This window comes from Amycolatopsis australiensis (assembly GCF_900119165.1).
Lineage (GTDB): Bacteria > Actinomycetota > Actinomycetes > Mycobacteriales > Pseudonocardiaceae > Amycolatopsis > Amycolatopsis australiensis.
Window position 1 is genome coordinate 7,892,700 of the sequence record NZ_FPJG01000006.1, and the last position, 18,251, is coordinate 7,910,950.

Below are 18,251 nucleotides of genomic sequence, written 5' to 3' on the forward strand. Positions count from 1 at the left end.
GCCACGCGACAGAGGGTAACCGGTCCGCCCGCGAGCGCGGCGAACCACCGGCTGTGTCACCCAGGAGAGCCGCGCCCGCGAGACCCGCGGCAGCCGATCCACCCACCAACGCACCGAACCACCGGCCGCGCCACCCGCGAGACCCGCGCCCGCGAGACCCGCGGCAGCCGATCCACCCACCAACGCACCGAACCACCAGCGCGTCGAACCACCGGCCGCGCCACCCGCGAGACCCGCGGCAGCCGATCCACCCACCGACGCGCCGAACCACCGGCCGCGCCAGCCGCGAGAGCCGTGGCGGCCGGTCAGCCGCTCGCCGTGTCGCCGTGGCGGCTGCAGCGGGCCGTCCAGCCGAGCGGGCTCACCTGGACCACCAGCCGCCGCGCGCAGAACGTGCAGTAGCGGGGCGGTTCCAGCGCCGTCCTCGGGTTGTGGCACTCCGGGTGGTCCGCCCCGCCCGGCGAGGGCCGTCCACAGTGGACGCAGTAGGCCGCCTCAGAGGCTGTCACTGAGCGCCTTGACGGGCATCTTCAGCTCGTCCAGCATCGCGAGGTCCGCCGCGGCCGGCCGGCCCAGGTTGGTCAGGTAGTTGCCGACGATGATCGCGTTGATGCCGCCGAGCATGCCCTGCTCCGCGCCGAGGTCGCCGAGCGTCAGCTCGCGGCCGCCGGCGAACCGCAGCGTCGTGCGCGGCATCGCGAGCCGGAACGCCGCGACCGTCCGCAGCGCGTCGCGGCCCTCGACGATTTCGTAGTGCTCGTACGGCGTGCCCGGCTGCGGGATGAGGAAGTTCACCGGCACCTCGTGCGGACTCAGCTCGGCCAGCTGCACCGCGAACTCCGCGCGCTGCTCGACCGTCTCCCCCATGCCGATGATGCCGCCGCAGCACACCTCCATCCCGGCCTCGGCGACCATCCGCAACGTCTCCCAGCGCTCTTCCCACGTGTGGGTGGTGACCACGTTGGGGAAGTGCGAACGCGCCGTCTCGAGGTTGTGGTTGTAGCGGTGCACGCCCATCTCGACGAGCTCGCCGACCTGCTCCTGCGTGAGCATGCCGAGCGAGCACGCGATCTGGATGTCGTTGCCGTCCGCGCGGATGGCCTGCACGCCCTCGCGGACCTGCGAGAGCAGCCGCTTGTCCGGTCCGCGGACGGCGGCGACGATGCAGAACTCGGTCGCGCCGGTCTCGGCCGTCTGCCGGGCGGCCTTGACCAGGTTCGGGATGTCGAGCCACGCCGAGCGCACCGGCGTCGGGAACCGGCCGGACTGCGAGCAGAAGTGGCAGTCCTCGGGGCAGCCGCCGGTCTTGAGGCTGATGATGCCCTCGACCTCGACTTCGGGTCCGCACCAGCGCATCCGCACCTCGTGCGCCAGTGCGAGCAGGTCGGGCAGCCGGTCGTCGGGCAGCCGCAGCACCTCGAGGACCTCGGCTTCGCCCAGGCCGACGCCGTTTTCGAGCACGTGCTCGCGCGCGTGGGCGAGGACGTCGGTGTCCGGGACTGCGGTCACGGCGGCTCCTTGGTCGTCGGGAAGGCGTCCCTCATCGTGCCGGAAGGCGGCCCGGGACGACAGCGACGCAGGTCACTTCCCGGCGGAAGCGCACCCGGCGAACAGCTCGGGGTCGAACTCACCGCCGAACCACGGCGAGAGCCCGGCCCGCGCGGCGGCCAGGAACTCCTCGGGCGAGGCCGTGCCGATCCCGGCGGGCAGCACGCCCAGCAGCGGCGCGCCGGCCGCGACCGGCAGGTCTTCGAGGTTGGACAGCGACGCGAGGTCCGGCTCGGCCGGCCAGGCGCCGATGATCACGCCGGCGACGGTCAGGCCGCGTTTCGTGGCGACCTCGGCGGTGAGCGCGGTCGCGTTGAGCGTGCCGAGACCCGCTTCGGCGACGATGATCACGAGCGAGCCGAGCGACCAGGCGACGTCGGCGAGGCTGGCGCCGCTGCCGTCGAAGCGCACCAGCAGGCCGCCCGCGCCTTCGATCAGGGTCAGGTCGTGGTCGCCGTCCAGCTCCGACGCGGCCCGCGCGATCTCCCCCGGATCGAGGGTCGGCAGGCCGCTGCGCCGCGCGGCGGCCTCCGGCGACAGCGGATCCGGGTAGCGGCGCAGCTCGCGCGTGGTGACCTTGGCGCCCGCGAGGCGGAGGACGTCCTGCAGGTCACCGGGCTCATCGGGCCGGACGCCGGTCTGGGCGGGTTTCAGCACGGCGACCCGCTGCCCGCCGTCCACCGCCAGGGCGGCGATGGCCGCCGTGGTGATCGTCTTGCCGACCCCGGTCCCGGTCCCCGTCATCACCAGCATCGTCACGGACCATCAACATAGTGACTCCGGGGCCGGGCGTGCACGCGGGACGCCCCGCGCGCACGCCCGGGCGTCAGGCTCCCGGCACGGCGACCGGGGCGCCGGCGGGCCGGAACGTCCGCGCGGCCGCGTCGAACAGGTACACCTGAGCGGTCCCGACGGCGAAGTACATGCCGGTGAGCTGCAGCTTCCCGGCGTCTTCGGCCGCGGTCACCGACGGATAGCCCCGCAGGTGCTCCAGCTGCTGGAGGACGTTGTGCAGGGCGAGCCGGTCGCCGTCGCGGTCCGGGACCGTGCCGTCGAGGGTCGCCGGGCCGGGGCGGTGCGCGCTCGGCTCCGCGTGCCGGAGCCAGATCTCCAGTGGCCCCGGCGGCGGACCTTCGGCCAGCGCCGCCATCGCCCCGCAGCCCGAGTGCCCGCACACGACGATCTCTTCGACACCGAGGACGCCGACGGCGTACTCGATCGACGCGTTCATCGACGGGTCGGCCTGGCCCGGCGGCACGAGGTTGCCGATGTTGCGGATGGTGAACAGGTCGCCCGGTCCGCTGGTCGTGATCAGGTTCGGCACGATCCGGGAGTCGCCGCAGGTGATGAACAGCGTGCGCGGACGCTGGCCGTCGGCGAGACCGGACAGCGTGTCACGCAGCAGCGGCGCCGCGCGGCGGTGGAACTCCGTCGCGCCGCGGCGGGTCTGCTGGGCCGGGATGCCTTCGACCGCCTGCCACGCCGACCACGGCGCGAGCCACCGCGGCACCGCCCGGCGCGCGGCCAGCCGCGACCGCGTCGGGCGGCCGGCTTTGCCCTCACCGAACCAGGGGTGGCCGACCTCGTCGACGTCCACGGTGCCGCCGGCGCGCTCGTGCGCCTGCTGCCAGGTGTGCAGGCTTTCGAACGCGGCGTGGTCGAGGTAGTCGACGACCAGCTCCAGCCGCACCGCGACACCGCCGGGGATGGTCCCGAGCACCTTCGCCAGCCGCGGCACCGACAGGAACGTCAGGACGCCTTCGACGACGACGCGCCAGGCGTCGCCTTCCCGTTCGACGTGGATGCCGGACCAGAGCGTGCGGCGCAGCATGAGGACCAGCGCCAGGCCGATGCCCGCGAGCACGCCGGTGAGCAGGTCGAACACGACGACACCGCCGAGGGTGAGCAGGTAGACGGGCAGGTCGCCGTGGGCCAGGACGGTCTTCATGTGCCCCGGGTCGACCAGCTTCGCGCCGACGTGCACCAGCAGCCCGGCCAGCGCCGCCAGCGGGATGCTCTCGATCAGCCCGGCCAGCAGGACGACGAACAGCAGCACCCACACGCCGTGCAGCACCGCCGACGCCCGGGACTTCGCGCCGGCCGCGACGTTGGTGGAGCTGCGGACGATGACGCCGGTGACCGGCAGGCCGCCGAGCGCGCCGGACACCATGTTGGCCGCGCCCTGGCCGGCGAGCTCCCGGTCGAGCCGGGCGCGCGGGCCGGTGTGCATGCGGTCGACCGCGACCGCGGAGAGCAGGCTTTCCACGCTGGCGATCAGGGCGATGGTGACGACGGCGAGCGCGAAGCCGGCCCAGCCGCCGTTCGGCAGCTGCGGGACGAGGTGGAGGTTCAGCAGGTCACCGGGCAGTTCGACGCGCGGCAGCGTCATGCCGGTGACGACGGACAGGACGGTGGCGACGGCGATCGCGGCCAGCGGCCCCGGCACGCGTCGCACGGCTTCCGGCAGCTTCGGCCAGACGAGCAGGATCGCGATGGTGAGCAGGCCGACCAGCGCGGCCGAGTCGTGGTGGGCGACGATCTGGCCGGGCAGCTCGGCGACGTTCTCCACCGCCGAGCTCTGGGCCTTGCCGCCGAGGATGACGTGCAGCTGGCCGAGCACGATCGTGACGCCGATGCCGGCCAGCATGCCGTGCACGATGGCGGGCGAGATGGCGAGCGCGGCGCGGGCGATGCGGCTCAGGCCGAGCAGGATCTGCAGCGCGCCGGCGGCGACGGTGATCGCGCAGGTGACGGCCCAGCCGAAGGTGTCGATGGTTTCGGCCATGACGACGGTCAGGCCGGCGGCGGGCCCGCTCACCTGGAGCGCGGAGCCGCCGAGCGCACCGGCGACGACACCGCCGACGACGGCGGCCACGAGCCCGGCGGCGACGGGCGCGCCCGAAGCCAGGGCGATGCCGAGGGACAGGGGAACAGCGACGAGGAACACGACCAGTGAGGCCGGCAGGTCGTGGCGGAGCACGGCGAGGGGTCTCATGATCGCCATGCAACCGGAAATCAGGTGGAATGTCCGCTATGCGCCACTCGATCGTGTGAACATCTCGCCACAGTTAGCCTGAACGACACAAATCGGGCATCACGTTAACACCCCGTTCACGAGATCATTTTCTGTCAATCGACAGATATTTCCCGTGCGCCACAAGGGTTTGCGGCCGGTCCCGAGCGCCCCAATGTGGCCTTCGGTACGTCACACGCACCCAAGGCGGCCTTCGGTGCGTCTCACGCACCCAAGGCCACATTGGGGCGCTTCGGGTCAGTGCTCCAGGGCACTCGCCGGGACGAACGTGCGCGCCGCATTGTCCAAAAGGGACACTTGGGCCGCGCCGACGTCGAAGTACATCCCGGTCAGCCGCAGCGCGCCGCGCTCGAGCGCCGCGGCCACCACCGGGTGGCCGCGCAGGTTTTCCAGTTGCTGCACCACGTTCTGCAGCGCCAGCTGGTCGGCCTCGGCGGCCGGCCGGTCACCGCCGAGGAGCAGGGGTGCCTCTCGGCTGCGCCGCCGCAACGTCGCTTCGCCGTGCCGCAGCCAGCTGCCGAGCTGCCCGAGACCGTCCGGTGCCTGGCCGAGCAGAGCTTTCATCGCGCCGCAGCCGGAATGCCCGCACACCACGATTTCGGCGACGCCGAGCACGCCGACCGCGTACTCGATCGCCGCGCCGACCGACGAGTCGCCGCCGTCCGGCGGCGGCACCAGGTTGCCGATGTTCCGCACGGTGAACAGGTCGCCGGGGCCGCTGGTCGTGATCAGGTTCGGCACGATCCGCGCGTCGCCGCAGGTGATGAACAGCGTGTGCGGCTGCTGGCCGTTCGCGAGCCCGCTCCACGTGTCGCGCAGCAGCGGAGCCGTGCGGCGCTGGAACTCCGAAGCGCCCCGGCACAGCAGGGAACTGGCCGTGCGCTGGGCCGGCAGGACGACGTGCTCGGCCTGCCACTGCGACCACGGCGCGAGCCACCGCGGCACGACACGCGCGGCGACGCTGCGGCGCACGGTCGGCGCGCCCGCGGTGCCGCGCTCGAACCACGGGTGCCCGATCTCGTCGACCGTGACCGGCCCGGCGTGCGCCTGCTGCCAGCCGCGCAGGCAGTCGAACGCGGCGTGGTCGAGGTAGTCGACGAGCAGCTCGAGCGTGACTTCGGCGTGCGGCGGCACTTCGGCGAGCACGCGGGTCAGCCGCGGCACGGACAGGAAAGTCAGCGCGCCTTCGATGACGACCCGGTGGCGCTCGCCGTCCCGCTCCACGTGGATGCCGGAGAAGATCATCCGCCGCAGCATCAGCGCGAGCGCCAGCAGGATCCCGGCGGCGACGCCGGTGAGCAGGTTGACCGCGACCGCGCCGGCGAGCGTGACGGCGTACACCGGCAGGTCGCCGTGGCGCCGGACTTCCTTGAGCCCGTTGAGGTTCACCAGCTTCGCGCCGACGTACACGAGCAGTGCGGCGAGAGCGGCCAGCGGGATCAGCCGCAGCGCCCCGGTGAACAGCAGGCAGGCGGCGAGGATCCAGACGCAGTGCAGGATCGACGACGCGCGGGTGCTTGCACCGGCCTCGAAGTTGGTCATGCTGCGCACGATCACGCCGGTGACGGGGAATCCGCCGAGCGCACCGGCGGCGACGTTCGCCGCGCCCTGCCCGACCAGCTCGCGGTCGAGGTCGCTGCGCGGGCCGCCGCGCAGCTTGTCCACCGACACGGCGGAAAGCAGGCTTTCGAGGCCGGCGATCAGCGCGATGGTGACGGCGGCGAGCGCGAAACCGGCCCAGCCACCGTCGGGCAGCCGAGGCACGACGTGCAGCGCGGGCAGCCCGGCGGGAAGGTCGACGCGCGGCAGGGTCAGGCCGGCCGCGACGGACAGGCCGGTGGCCAGCGCGACCGCGGCCAGCGGCGCGGGCACGCGACGGACGGCTTTCGGCAGCCGCGGCCAGGCGAGCAGCACCGCGAGGGTGACGACGCCGATGAGCACGGCCTGGTCGTGGTGCCCGGCGACCTGGCCGGGCAGCGCGACGACGTTCGCGAGCGCGGAGCCCTGGGCCGAGCCGCCGAGCACGACGTGGAGCTGCCCGAGGACGAGCGTGACCCCGATACCGGCGAGCAGCCCGTGCACGATGGCGGGCGAGACGGCGAGCGCGGCGCGGGCGAGGCGGGTGAGCCCGAAGAGGATCTGCAGCAGCCCGGCGGCGACGGTGATCGCGCAGGTGACGGGCCAGCCGTGGGTGGCGATGGTGTCGGCCAGCACGACGGTGAGAGCGGCGGATGGCCCGCTGACCTGCAGCGGCGACCCGCCGAAGAGACTCGCGACGAGCCCGCCGGCAACGGCGGAGATCAGGCCGGAGAGCAGCGGCGCCCCGGCGGCGAAGGCGACACCGAGGGAAAGGGGGACGGCGACGAGGAAGACGACTATCGAGGCGAGGACATCGTGCTTGAGGCCGGCGAGGAGCTTGGGAGGTCCGGTGTCGTGTTCACCGCGAACGATCTCGATCATGGACGCAGGATCGCCGAACCGAGCCGGAAAGTCCGCTACGCAAGCATTTCTCGCATTCGTCCGGGTACGGATCGATGCGGTCCGGCGGACCGATCAGGGGAAAGGACAAGCGATAGCCTCCGCCGATCGCGTGGCGCGGACCGCGCACAGGCACGGAGGGCGACGATGAGGAACGTTCGGGTCTGCGTGTGCGCGCAGTCACACCCGATGCGCTGAATTCGAGCCTGACCGAGCACCGAGAGACTTCTCGGCCCCCGCTCAACACAACCGAACCGGCAACGCCTCCAAACCGTGGATGAGCGAACTCGACCGGTAAACGAGCTCATCGGGCTTCACATCCAGGGCGAGCCCGGGAAACCGCGCGAGCAGCCCGCCCAACGCGATCTCGGCCTCGAGCCGAGCCAACGGCGCCCCGACGCAGTAATGGATCCCGTGCCCGAACGCCAGGTGCCCACCGGCGGCACGCGTGACGTCCAGCCGGTCCGGCTCCGGATACCGCTCCGCGTCGCGGTTCGCGCCCAGCAGGGACACGAGCACGAACTCGCCTGCCGGGATCGGCACGCCGCCGACCTCCACCGGTTCCGCGGTGAACCGCAGCGTCGCCAGGTGGATCGGGCCGTCGAAGCGGAGGAACTCCTCGACCGCGTTCGGCAGCAGCTGCGGCTCGGCGCGCAGCCGCGCCAGCTGCTCCGGCTCGCGCAGCAGCGCGAGCACGCCGTTGGCGATCAGGTTGACCGTCGTCTCGTGCCCGGCCACCAGCAGCAGGAACGCCATCGAGACGAGCTCGGGCTCGGACAGCGAATCGCCGTCGTCGGTCGCGTGCACCAGGTCCGACAGCAGGTCCTCCGCCGGCTCAGCGCGCTTCTGCGCGATCAGGCCGGTGAGGTAGGTCAGCATGCTCTGGGCCGCGTGCCGGACGTCCTCCGGTGCCGACGAGCTCAGCAGCGTCTTGGACCAGTCCGAGAAGTCCGACCGGTCTTCCGGGCGCACGCCGAGCAGCTCGCAGATCACCGTGATGGGCAGCGGCGCGGCGAACGACGGCAGCAGGTCGGCCCGCTCCCGCCCGGCCAGCGCGTCGAGCAGCTCCGCGGTGATCTCCTCGACCCGCGGCCGCAGCCGGGCCACGGTCCGGGCGGTGAACGCCTTGTTCACCAGCTTCCGCAGCCGCGTGTGGTCCGGCGGGTCGGAATTGAGCATGTGGAAGCTCAGGTCCTGGCCCAGCCCGCCTTGCGCGGCCTCCCCCGGCAGCTTCGCTTCGAACAGCTCCCGGGCGCGGGCACTGTTCTTCCGCAGCCGCGGATCGGCCAGCACCGCCCGCGCTTCGGCGAAGCCGGTGACCACGTAGCACGTCAGCCCGCGCGGCATCCGCACCAGCCGCACCGGCCCGTCCGCGCGCAGCATCTCCGTGAACAGGTGCGCGTGCTGGGCGAAGTCGTCCGCCACTTCCGCCGTCGTCATGCCGTCCCCCCGAATCCGCTCAGCGCTCGGCGAGCGCTGCCACCACGCGCTCGGTCACGTCCTGCCAGTATGCCCGCTGTCGCGTGCGTTCTTCCGCGTCCGCAAGCCATTCCTGGTGGAACCGCACCGTCGTCTTGGCGCCCGACCCGCTGAGCCGCACCTGGACCGTCGAGTCGTGGTCCCAGTCGCTCGGCCGCCACGTCAGCCGCACCCGGTCGCCTTCGACGTAGCTGCGGATCTCCCCGGCCGTGCCGTTCGCTGTCTCGTACCGCGCGCCCGGCTCGCGCGGCAGCTCGACGCCGGGACCCAGCCAGATCGCCACGCCCTCGCGGCTGACCAGGAAGTCCCACACCGCCTCCGCCGGGTACGGCAAGGTCCGCGAAACCCCGATGTTCCAGCCCACGTCGGCCGTTTTCCCCACTGAAGAAGTCATGCCCGCATCCTGGCACCGGGGTACGACAAAACCGGGTCCCCGCCCGGGTGGAGGATGGGAACCCGTGCGCTACCGCCCGATTTCCCCCGCCGTGCTCGCCGAAGAACTGACCGAACGCATCGCCGCGCTCCCCGGGCGGCGGATCGCGGTCGCCGTCGACGGCGCGGCCGGGGCGACGGAGACCGCCGAGCTCGCCGACGCCCTGGTCGACCCGCTGCGGCTGCGCGGCCGGGCGGCCCTGCGCGTCTCGGCGCGCGACTTCCTGCGTCCGGCGTCGCTGCGGTTCGAGCACGGCCGCACCAACCCCGAGGCCCGCTACACCGACTGGCTCGACATCGGCGCCCTCCGCCGCGAAGTCCTCGACCCGCTTCGAGAAGGCGGGTCCGGCGAAATCCTGCCGTCGTTGTGGGACGCCGAACGCGACCGCGCGACGCGCGCGAAGCGGGTGCCGGTGCCCGAAGGCGGGGTCGTCCTCGTCGACGGTGAGCTGCTGCTCGGTGCCGGCCTGGCCTTCGACCTCGCCGTGCACCTGTGGCTCTCCCCCGCCGCCCTGCGCCGCCGCGTCCCGGACGCCTGGGCGATCCCGGCCTACGAGCGCTACGAAGCCGAAGCCGACCCCAGCTCGCTGGCCGACGTCGTCGTGCGCGTCGACGACCCGCGGCACCCGGCGCTCTACACGCCGTGAGCCTCAGCGGACGACGGCCACCGGGTCGCCGTCCAGCAGCCCGGACAGCCGGCCGGCCATGACGTCCCACCGCCAGTTCGCGGTCACCCAGGCCCGCCCGGCCTCGCCCATCCGCCGCGCGCGCACCGGGTCCGCGAGCAGGCTCGCGACGGTGTCGCCGAGCTGGTCGACGTCCCGGCCCTCGACGACGTGCCCGGTGACCTCGTCGAGCACGGCCTCGGGCGCGCCGCCGGAGTTGCCGGCGACGACGGGCAGGCCGGTCGCCGACGCCTCCAGGTAGACGATGCCGAGACCTTCGACGTCGAGGCCCTTGCCGCGGGTACGGGCCGGCATCGCGAAGACGTCGCCGGCGGCGTAGTGCGCGGGCAGTTCGGCCCACGGCACCGACCCGGTGAGCACGACGTCCCGTTCCAGGCCCAGCTCCACGACCAGCTTGGTGAGCGTCGCGCGATACGGGCCGCCGCCGACGATCAGCAGCGCCGCGTCCGGCACGCGTTCGCGGATCTTCGGCAGCGCGCGGATCAGCTGGTCCTGGCCCTTGCGCGGGACGAGCCGCGACACGCACACGACGGTCGGCCGGCCGGCAAGGCCGTGCCGCGCCCGGATTTCCGCCCGGCCCGCCGGGTCCGGTTTGTACAGCTCGGTGTCCACCCCGGACGGCAGCAGCTCCAGCCCGGCCATCGGGCCGAAGGCGGCGGCGAACCGGCCGCGCGTGTACCGGCTGACGTAGGTGACGACGTCCACGGTGTCGCCGATGCGCCGCAGCGCCTGCCGGGAGCCGGGCAGCATCGACCAGCCGACCTCGTGGCCGTGCGTGGACGCCACGACCCGCCGCGCCCCGGCCCGGCGCAGCGGATGCCCGAGCAGCGCGAGCGGCGCGGCAGCGCCGAACCAGACGGCTTCGCAGTCCCGCGCCCGCATGATCTGCTTCGCGCGGCGAAGCACGTCCGGGGTCGGCAGCATCAGCGACGTCGGGTGCCGGACGACCTCGAACGGCGCCTCGGCGTCGAACTGCTTGTGCGACCCGGTCCGCGACTCCCACGACGGCGCGTAGACGACCAGGTCGTCGGCCGGCAGCCGGGTGGCGAGGGAGTTCAGGTAGTTCTGGATCCCGCCGGGCCGCGGCGGGAAGTCGTTGGTCACGAGCAGGGTCTTGAGCACGCCCCAGAGGCTAGCGGCCGCCACCGCTTCGGTTGACGCGGACGGCGAAGGGGCGGCACCGCGGAGGCGGTACCGCCCCTTCGCCGGGCAGCCGGGGTCACGCCGTCGGGCGGCGCGCCCCCGCGTACTGGCTCTGCAGCGGCGAGATCTTCACGACGTCGCCCGTGTCGGGCGCGTGGACCATCTTGCCGTCGCCGAGGTACATGCCGACGTGCGAAACGGGCGAGTAGTAGAACACGAGGTCGCCCGGCTGCAGCTGGTCCCGCGGCACCGCGGCGCCGAAGGTGGACTGCTCGCGGCTGGACCGCGGGAGCGTGATGCCCGCCTGCTTGTAGGCCCACAGCATCAGGCCCGAGCAGTCGAACTGGTTCGGCCCGGTGGCACCCCACGAGTAGGGGCTGCCGAGCTTGCTCAGCGCCGCGTCCAGCGCGGTCTGGGCGGCCGCGGTGGGGGCCTTGAGGCCGGGCGCGGAGCCGCCGCGGTCGTTCTGGGCGGCCTTGTCGAGGGCGCTCAGGCTCTTGTTGGCCGCCTTCAGCTGGGCGATCTGGTCGTCCAGCGACTTCTGCTTGGCTTTGATGTCGTCGGTGAGCTTCGCCGCGGCGTCCCGCGCGTCCTGCGCGCGCTTCGCGGCGTCGGCGGCCTTGTTGGCCGCGTCGGTGGCCTGCCGGACGGCGCCGGTGAGATTGCCCATCGCGGCGTTCTTGTCCGTCGCGATGACTTCCAGCGCCGACGAGCGGTCGAGGAAGTCCTGGGTGGACGTGCCGGCCAGCAGCGCGGACAGCTTGTTCAGCTGGACCCCGCTGGTGAACGACGCGCCGGCGAACTTGTCGACCTCGGCCTGGTACTTCTTCTGGTTCTCGGCTGCCTTCGCGGCCTGGTCCTTCGCCGCGTTGACGTCGTTGGTGGCCTTGTCGAGCTCACCCTGCTTGGCCTTCAGGTCGTCCTGGGCCTTCAGCAGGTCTTCGTTGAGCTTTTCGGCCTGTGCCGCGAGGTCGCGGTACTGGGCGAGGGCGTCCGAACCGGTCGGCGGGGCCTGGAGGACGGGGACGGGGGCGGCGGTGGCCGTCGGCTGGGCCACGGTGACGAGGGTGATCACCGAAGCCGCGGCGAGGGCACCTGACACCACGCGCCTGACTGGATGCGACTGCACGGTCGCGCGGGTCTCCTTTGCGTCTCGGCCGCCGAAGGGGACCGGGGCACGAAGAGGTCGGGGGTCCTCTTCGCCGCTGTCCCCCACCGCGCGCAAGCCGTGCTCATCCGCACCAGGGTGGAGCACGCGGTGGTGGTTCCGGTTCCCAGCTTCCCGACAAAGCTGCGTCCGGCGGCGATCCCGCGTCGCCGCCTCATCGACGGCCGGGGGCCACGAGATCTCGGACAGGTTACGAAAAGACCGCCACCGCGTCCACCACCTCCCACCCAAAAACTCTCCGTGACGCCCCGAAACACCATCGGACCAGCATCGGAGAAAACATGTGATGGGCGTTACACGCTGGGGATTCTCCGGGGACCGATCTGATCACCGACCGTTCACCTGGTCCGATCGACCACTCGGCGCGCCGACACGAAACGGGCGCGTCACGCCGGCCGCCGGACCGGCCCCTCGACCAGGCGCAGCCGGGGCACCATCCCCGCCTCGGCGAGCGCGTCCACGGCGCGGCGCTCGTCGGCGTCCCACACGACGGCGGGCGGCGCGCCGAGCAGCACGCTGACCACGCAGTCGTGACAGGAGATGCCGCGGACGACGCAGCGGTCGCAGTCGACCACCACGTTCTCGATGTCCGCCACCGAAATGTGCGAGACGTCCACTTCGGACAGCTCGGGGGTGTCGCTCATGTGGTCCTCCTCACGCCGGAAACCGAGTCGAGGACGACGGTAGGCGCCACCACCGACAATTTCCGGCCGCGCCGGGCCCGAGGGCTCCGGTCAGACCCGCGACAGGCGGCTGACCAGCACCGCGGACGGTGCCGGGTGGGCGCCGCTGCCCCGCACCGAGTCCGCGACGGCCCGGTCCGAGGTCGCCACGACCATCGGGCGGCCCGCGGGCTCGGCCGCGACGAGGTTGCGGATCACGTCGTCGGCGAGGACCCCGCGGTCGGAGAACAGCACCCGCACCCCGCGCGGCACCGACGCCGGCACCGAGAGCACGCCCGCGCCGTCGAAGACCACCGTCACCTCGGCGGAGGTGCGCGCGGCGAGCGCGGACAGCTGGTGGATCAGCCGGTCGCGCTGGTCGGCCAGCGCCAGCTCGGGGTAGCCGGTCTTGGTGACGTTGTAGCCGTCGACGATCAGGTGCACGTTGGGCAGCGCGAGGTAGCGGTCCAACGTGGACACGTCGGCGATCTTGCCGCCCTGGCCCGTGCCGGTGCTCGCGCCGCGGACCATGTCCGCCGGCCGCGCCCCGCGGGCGCCGAGGGCCAGCTCGCGGCGCAGGCCGCTGACGGCGCCGTCGATGGTGTCGACGAGCAGGGCGAGCCGCACTTCGTCGGCTTCGCGAGCCTCGCGAGCGGACTGACGCGCGATCTCCGCGTCGGCCACCGCGCGTTCGGCACGGGCACGCTCGTTGGCGACGCGCTGGCGTTCACGTTCCAGCTGGGCGGTGAGGGCGGCGATCTCGTCGGCGCGGGCGGCGGACCCGCGCGCTGCCTCGGCCGAAGCTGCTTCAGCCGCGTCCTTCGCCTGGCGCAGCTGGACACCTTGCTCGCGAAGGCGCTTCAGGAGCTTCTCGACTTCGCCTTCCCGCTCGCCACGGGCGTTCTCCGCCGCCTTCTTGGCTTCGGCGAGCTCAGCGCGCACCTGGGCGAGTTCGGCTTCGAGGCGCTGGTTGCGGGCGAGCGCGGCGTCGCGTTCCGCCCGCAGGGCGTTTTCCTCGGCGTTCTTGGCGACGAGACGGACGCGCCCGGCGGCCCCGGACTCGCCGAGCAGGACGGCGGCGGCCGCGGCGGCGACGGAGTCGGCGGCGTTCGGGTCGAGGGCGTCGGTGCGGTGCTCGCGCAGCCATTCGATGACCGCGGTGCGGAACTGGGCCGACTCGCCGAGCGCGGCGAGCAGCGCGGCGCCGCCCAGCTTGGCGCGCTTGGCCGGGGCGAACTTGGCGACCGGCCGCAGCTGGCGCGGCACGTCGGTGGCCGGCAGCTTGGCGACGGCGGCCGCGGCGAGCTCGGCGATGCGGTCGCGGACCGGCTCGGGCAGCGACGGCCACGTCACCGGATCGGGGTGGCCGGCGGCCTCGTCAGCCTGCTCGGGGCGCGACACGACGCCCGACGGACCGGTGAGGTCCTCGGGCGGCTCCGGCACGAGCGGCTGCGGGTGCATTGGTCCAGGGTAGGCCCCGCCCCCGCATCGCGCCCCGCGCGGCACACGGACCGGCCACGCGCGGAAACTGTCGGTGGTCGCCCCTACAGTCCCGCTCATGCGTTCGACCCAGGCACAGCTCGCCTTCGACGAGCTCGGAACCCCGTTGCGGGACACGACTTTCGTCGTCTTCGACCTCGAGACCACCGGGGCCGGGCCGGGTGCGTCGGAGATCACCGAGATCGGCGCGGTGAAGGTGCACGGCGGCGAGGTGCTGGGCGAGTTCGCGACCCTGGTGAACCCGGGCAAGACCATCCCGCCCCAGATCGTCTCGCTGACGGGGATCACCCAGGCGATGGTGTACGACGCGCCGCCGATCGAGGAGGTGCTGCCGGCGTTCCTGGAGTTCATCGCCGGGTCGGTGCTGGTCGCGCACAACTCGGGGTTCGACACCTCGCACATGCGGGCGGCCTGCGAAGCACACGGGTACGCGTGGCCGAAGCTGACGGTGGTGTGCACGGCCCGGCTGGCGCGGCGCGTCGTACCTCGCGACGAGGTCGGGCGCTACAACCTGACGGCGCTGGCGCTGCTGTTCGGCGCGCGGACGCGGCCGACGCACCGGGCGCTCGACGACGCCCGCGCGACGGTCGACGTGCTGCACGGGCTGCTGGAGCGCGTCGGCAACCTGGGCGTCCATTCGCTCGAGGAGCTGATGGGCTACCTGCCCGAGGTCACGGTGGCGCAGCGCGCGAAGCGGCACCTGGCGGCGGACCTGCCGTCGGCGCCGGGCGTCTACCTGTTCCGCGGGCCGAAGGAAGAGGTCCTGTACGTCGGCACGGCGAAGGACCTGCGGCGGCGCGTGCGGCAGTACTTCACGGGCTCGGAGGGGCGGAGCCGGATCCGGGAGATGGTGGCGCTGGCCGAGCGCGTCGACCACGTGGTGTGCGCGCACGCGCTGGAGGCGGAGGTGCGGGAGCTGCGGCTGATCGCGGCGCACCGGCCGGCGTACAACCGGCGGTCGAAGAACCGGCACCAGGGCTGGTGGATCGGGCTGACGGACGAAGCGTTCCCCCGGCTGTCGGTGGTGCGCCTGCCGCGGCCGGGGGTGCTGGGCCCGTTCCGCAACCAGGCGGACGCGAAGGCGACGGCGGACACGCTGGCGGGCGCGTCGGGGCTGCGGACGTGCACGCAGCGGATCTCGCCGAAGTCGCCGAACGGGACCCCGTGCGTGCTGGCGGAGCTGGGCCGCTGCGGAGCCCCGTGCGCGGGACGGCAGAGCGTGGCGGCGTACGTCCCGGCGGTCGAGTCGGTGTCAGGGCTGATCGCGGGCGTGGACGGCCGCCCGCTGCACGTGGCGGCGGCTCAGGTCGAGCGCCTGGCGCAGGGCCGGCACTACGAGCAGGCGGCCCGCCACCGCGACGAGCTGGCGGCCCTGATCCGGGCGCTGGGCCGAGCCCACCGCCAGGCAGCACTGGCGGCGATCGCGGAGCTGATCGCGGCGGCCCCGGACGGCAACGGAGGCTGGGAGCTGTCGGTGATCCGCTACGGCCGTTTGGCATCGGCGGGCGTGGCCCGGCGCGGAGTGCCGCCGATGCCGGTGGTGGAGGCGCTGGTGGCGTCGGCGGAGACGGTGCTGCCGGAGCCCGGTCCGTTGCACGGGGCGCCGCCGGAGGAGGTGGGAGTGCTGCTGCGCTGGCTGGCGCGGCCGGGGGTGCGGCTGGTGCGGACGACGAGACCGTGGGCCGAGCCCGCGGCCGTGGCCGGGTGGCAGGGCTGGCTGGAGCTGGTGTCCACCGCGCATTCCCTGGAGCACGTGGGCTGAGTCGGGGCGCGGGTTCGGTCGGGGCCGGTTGGGCGGGGCGGGTTGGGCGGGGCAGGTCGGCCCAAGGCAGGTCGGCCCAAGGCAGGTCGGCCCAAGGCAGGTCGGCCCAAGGCAGGTCGGGCAGGGTGGGCCCGGGGTCCTGGGATCGGGAGGGGGCGAATCCGCCCCTGGGGCCGGAGGGTCGGGCCTGGGAAAGGCGGTCGAGGGCGGCGGGTGGGCTGCGGCCGGATCAGCCGGAGGCGGCTCGGCCCGAGGGGCGGCCAGCCACCTGCGCCAGCGCGAAGGCCCGAGGGGCGCCGCAGCCCCGCGGGTCAGCTGAGCGAGCGGTCCAGCGCGTCCAGCAGCCACGTGTGCGTCATCCCGATCGGGGCCCGCTCTCCCGTCACCTCGCCCGCCAGGTGCCAGTAACGGCGCAGCCTCGGGTCACGGTCCGGGGCCGTCCGGTCGTTCAACGCCCGGCGGAACTCCAGGTCGTCCTCGCGGCCCCACGCCGTCGCGTGGGCTGCCACGAACCTGTCCAACGCCGGCCCCGGTGCCGGCGCCGCCCCCGCCGCCACCTCCGGCGACGCCAGCACGCACGCCTCCCCCACGTCGGCGTGCAGCTCGCCCAGGTCCGCGATGCGGTCGTGTCCCGCCAGCGTGCTCGCCCGCACGTGCGCCGCCAGCGTGCGGTCGGCCGCCAGCAGTACCAGCGACGCGTACGCCACCACCTGTGCCGTTGTCGGGTGCTCCGGCGGCGTCGGTGCGCTGATGTCCAGGAACATGCGGACCGTCTCCGGCGGGAGCTCTCCCGTCGTCATCGGGCGCCACAGGCGGACCAGCGTGTCGTGCGCCGAGTATCCGTCCTGCACCGCCGAGAGCAGCTCCAGCCGGGTCGCTCGGTCGGCCGGTGCCGCCTCTTCGACCGCACGCAGCGCCGAACGCCGCCAAGCCAGCGTGGCCACTTCGCGGTCCAGGGCCGTCCGCTCGGCCGCCACCACCTCGTCCAGCGACCGGCGGCCGTCGACGACGTCGGTGATCGAACGCAGGCCCAGACCGAGCCCGCGCAGCCGCCGGACCGTCGTCAGCCGGTCGACCGCCGCCCGGTCGAACCTGCGGTGGCCTCCGGTGCTGCGTGCCGGCTCCAGCAGGCCCTCGTCGCAGTAGAAGCGGATCGTGCGGACCGGCACCCCCGTCCGCCGCGCCAGGTCGCCGATGCCCAGTGTGTCCTCGGTCACCTTCCGTCGAACCTCCAGCCGGGTGGAACTCCTACGGTACGGCCATGCACAGCACCAGACTCGCCGAGGCACTGCTCGACCGCACCGCCGCCTTCGCCACCACCGTGGCCGGCGCCGACCCGGACACCCGCGTCCCCACCTGCCCCGACTGGCCGCTGCGGGTCCTCGTCGGGCACATCGGGCAAGCCCACCGCTGGTCCGCCGACATCGTCCGGTCCGGCCCGGCACCCGTCCCCGACCCGCGCGACGCCGACCCGGGCACTCCAGACGAATGGGCCGCCTGGCTGCGGGACGGCGCCGAGGACCTGACCAAGGCCGCACTGGACGCCGGCGAAACGCCGGTCTGGACGTTCTTCGGCGAGCAGCCGGCGCGGTTCTGGCTGCGCCGGATGCTCCACGACACCACGATCCACCACGCCGACGCCGCCCTCGCCACCGGCGCCGCCTTCACCGTCGCGCCCGACCTGGCCGCCGACGCCATCAGCGAGTGGCTGGACGTCCTGTCCGACCCGGTCACCGCGAGCCTCAACCCGGCCTTCGCCGAGCTGCGCGGCACCGGCCAGACCCTCCGCCTCGCCGGCGGCGACAGCGACGGCGACGGCGACGGCTGGCTGATCACCCGCACCCCGGACGGCGTCGCGTGGACCCGCGCCGCGGGCACCGCCGACGTCACCCTCAGCGGGCCTCTCCAGGACCTGCTGCTCGTCTTCACCCGCCGGTTGCCGCTGGACCGCGTCACCGTCACCGGCGACCGTGGCCTGGCCGAACACTGGCTGGGGCACACCGCGGCCTAGGATCGCGGGCGACCCCCGCAGACGAGTCTTGGAGGACCCAGGTGATCACCGCGATCGTGCTGATCCAGGTAGAGGCGGACGCGATCCCGGACGCGGCGCAGGCGATCGCCGACATCGACGGCGTCGGCGAGGTCTACTCGTGCGCCGGGGACGTCGACCTCATCGCCACCGTCAAGGTGTCCGCGCACGAAGAGCTGGCCGACCTCATCCCCGGCCGGATCGGGAAGGTGCCGGGTGTGCTCGACACCGTCACGCACATCGCGTTCCGGTCCTACTCGCGCGCCGACACGGAGTCGGCCTTCGCCATCGGCGTCGAAGACTGACCGAGACACAGAAAGAAGGCCACCT

Annotated in this window: 16 protein-coding genes; 4 read left to right on the plus strand and 12 right to left on the minus strand. The window is 73.4% G+C overall.

The window, feature by feature from the left end:
• Positions 1-305: 305 nt before the first annotated feature.
• The 7 genes from bsaP to BT341_RS37670 form a co-directional block, all read right to left on the minus strand.
• The gene (bsaP, locus tag BT341_RS37640) at positions 306-509 is read right to left on the minus strand and encodes a biotin synthase auxiliary protein BsaP (protein ID WP_072480764.1); all 204 of its coding nucleotides are present in this window, start codon (positions 507-509) and stop codon (positions 306-308) included.
• Positions 496-1,509 (minus strand): biotin synthase BioB, encoded by a 1,014-nt coding sequence (bioB, locus tag BT341_RS37645; RefSeq protein WP_072480765.1) that lies wholly within the window; start codon positions 1,507-1,509, stop codon positions 496-498. The genes bsaP and bioB overlap by 14 nt, the downstream gene beginning before the upstream one ends.
• A gap of 72 nt (positions 1,510-1,581) precedes the next feature.
• The gene (bioD, locus tag BT341_RS37650) at positions 1,582-2,301 is read right to left on the minus strand and encodes a dethiobiotin synthase (protein ID WP_177329114.1); all 720 of its coding nucleotides are present in this window, start codon (positions 2,299-2,301) and stop codon (positions 1,582-1,584) included.
• A gap of 73 nt (positions 2,302-2,374) precedes the next feature.
• Entirely contained in the window at positions 2,375-4,552 is a 2,178-nt protein-coding gene (locus BT341_RS37655) for a SulP family inorganic anion transporter (protein ID WP_072480767.1), read from the minus strand.
• 267 nt (positions 4,553-4,819) lie between these two features.
• A complete protein-coding gene (locus BT341_RS37660; protein ID WP_072480768.1) occupies positions 4,820-7,042 on the minus strand; it encodes a bifunctional SulP family inorganic anion transporter/carbonic anhydrase in 2,223 nt (740 codons plus the stop codon).
• 258 nt (positions 7,043-7,300) lie between these two features.
• Positions 7,301-8,500 (minus strand): cytochrome P450 family protein, encoded by a 1,200-nt coding sequence (locus tag BT341_RS37665; protein WP_072480769.1) that lies wholly within the window; start codon positions 8,498-8,500, stop codon positions 7,301-7,303.
• 19 nt (positions 8,501-8,519) lie between these two features.
• Positions 8,520-8,933: an SRPBCC family protein gene (locus BT341_RS37670; protein ID WP_177328990.1), complete on the minus strand. Its 414-nt coding sequence runs from the start codon at positions 8,931-8,933 to the stop codon at positions 8,520-8,522.
• 64 nt (positions 8,934-8,997) lie between these two features.
• Here BT341_RS37670 and BT341_RS37675 point away from each other — a divergent pair, with 64 nt between their 5' ends.
• Entirely contained in the window at positions 8,998-9,618 is a 621-nt protein-coding gene (locus tag BT341_RS37675) for a nucleoside/nucleotide kinase family protein (RefSeq protein ID WP_072480770.1), read from the plus strand.
• A 3-nt stretch (positions 9,619-9,621) separates the two neighbouring features.
• Here BT341_RS37675 and BT341_RS37680 read toward each other — a convergent pair whose 3' ends face one another.
• The 4 genes from BT341_RS37680 to BT341_RS37695 all read right to left on the minus strand — a co-directional run bounded on the left by BT341_RS37680 (position 9,622) and on the right by BT341_RS37695 (position 14,091).
• A complete protein-coding gene (locus BT341_RS37680; protein WP_177328991.1) occupies positions 9,622-10,779 on the minus strand; it encodes a glycosyltransferase family 4 protein in 1,158 nt (385 codons plus the stop codon).
• 97 nt (positions 10,780-10,876) lie between these two features.
• Entirely contained in the window at positions 10,877-11,929 is a 1,053-nt protein-coding gene (locus tag BT341_RS37685) for an NlpC/P60 family protein (protein WP_072480771.1), read from the minus strand.
• A gap of 425 nt (positions 11,930-12,354) precedes the next feature.
• Positions 12,355-12,612, minus strand: coding sequence for a hypothetical protein (locus BT341_RS37690; protein ID WP_072480772.1), 258 nt, complete (start codon positions 12,610-12,612; stop codon positions 12,355-12,357).
• Between the two features lie 90 nt (positions 12,613-12,702).
• Positions 12,703-14,091: an NYN domain-containing protein gene (locus BT341_RS37695; RefSeq protein WP_072480773.1), complete on the minus strand. Its 1,389-nt coding sequence runs from the start codon at positions 14,089-14,091 to the stop codon at positions 12,703-12,705.
• Positions 14,092-14,188: 97 nt separating this feature from the next.
• On the opposite strand from BT341_RS37695, the gene BT341_RS37700 reads away from it, so the two are divergent.
• Positions 14,189-15,892 carry a DEDD exonuclease domain-containing protein gene (locus BT341_RS37700; protein ID WP_072480774.1) on the plus strand — a complete coding sequence of 568 codons (1,704 nt, stop codon included), beginning with the start codon at positions 14,189-14,191 and terminating at the stop codon, positions 15,890-15,892.
• Positions 15,893-16,203: 311 nt separating this feature from the next.
• On the opposite strand, the gene BT341_RS37705 is transcribed toward BT341_RS37700, so the two are convergent.
• Complete coding sequence (locus tag BT341_RS37705; protein ID WP_072480775.1) at positions 16,204-17,109, minus strand: MerR family transcriptional regulator; 906 nt, start codon at positions 17,107-17,109, stop codon at positions 16,204-16,206.
• A 44-nt stretch (positions 17,110-17,153) separates the two neighbouring features.
• On the opposite strand from BT341_RS37705, the gene BT341_RS37710 reads away from it, so the two are divergent.
• Complete coding sequence (locus BT341_RS37710) at positions 17,154-17,903, plus strand: maleylpyruvate isomerase family mycothiol-dependent enzyme (RefSeq protein WP_072480776.1); 750 nt, start codon at positions 17,154-17,156, stop codon at positions 17,901-17,903.
• Between the two features lie 41 nt (positions 17,904-17,944).
• Positions 17,945-18,226 carry an Lrp/AsnC family transcriptional regulator gene (locus tag BT341_RS37715; RefSeq protein WP_072480777.1) on the plus strand — a complete coding sequence of 94 codons (282 nt, stop codon included), beginning with the start codon at positions 17,945-17,947 and terminating at the stop codon, positions 18,224-18,226.
• Positions 18,227-18,251: the final 25 nt, after the last annotated feature.

What these genes read in the sequence shown, in the direction of transcription:
- bioD (WP_177329114.1), bottom strand. Translation starts at nt 2,301, where the DNA reads ATGCTGGTGATGACGGGGACCGGGACCGGGGTCGGCAAGACGATCACC.
- BT341_RS37655 (WP_072480767.1), bottom strand. Translation starts at nt 4,552, where the DNA reads ATGGCGATCATGAGACCCCTCGCCGTGCTCCGCCACGACCTGCCGGCC.
- BT341_RS37660 (WP_072480768.1), bottom strand. Translation starts at nt 7,042, where the DNA reads ATGATCGAGATCGTTCGCGGTGAACACGACACCGGACCTCCCAAGCTC.
- BT341_RS37665 (WP_072480769.1), bottom strand. Translation starts at nt 8,500, where the DNA reads ATGACGACGGCGGAAGTGGCGGACGACTTCGCCCAGCACGCGCACCTG.
- BT341_RS37670 (WP_177328990.1), bottom strand. Translation starts at nt 8,933, where the DNA reads ATGACTTCTTCAGTGGGGAAAACGGCCGACGTGGGCTGGAACATCGGG.
- BT341_RS37690 (WP_072480772.1), bottom strand. Translation starts at nt 12,612, where the DNA reads ATGAGCGACACCCCCGAGCTGTCCGAAGTGGACGTCTCGCACATTTCG.
- BT341_RS37695 (WP_072480773.1), bottom strand. Translation starts at nt 14,091, where the DNA reads ATGCACCCGCAGCCGCTCGTGCCGGAGCCGCCCGAGGACCTCACCGGT.
- BT341_RS37700 (WP_072480774.1), top strand. Translation starts at nt 14,189, where the DNA reads ATGCGTTCGACCCAGGCACAGCTCGCCTTCGACGAGCTCGGAACCCCG.
- BT341_RS37710 (WP_072480776.1), top strand. Translation starts at nt 17,154, where the DNA reads ATGCACAGCACCAGACTCGCCGAGGCACTGCTCGACCGCACCGCCGCC.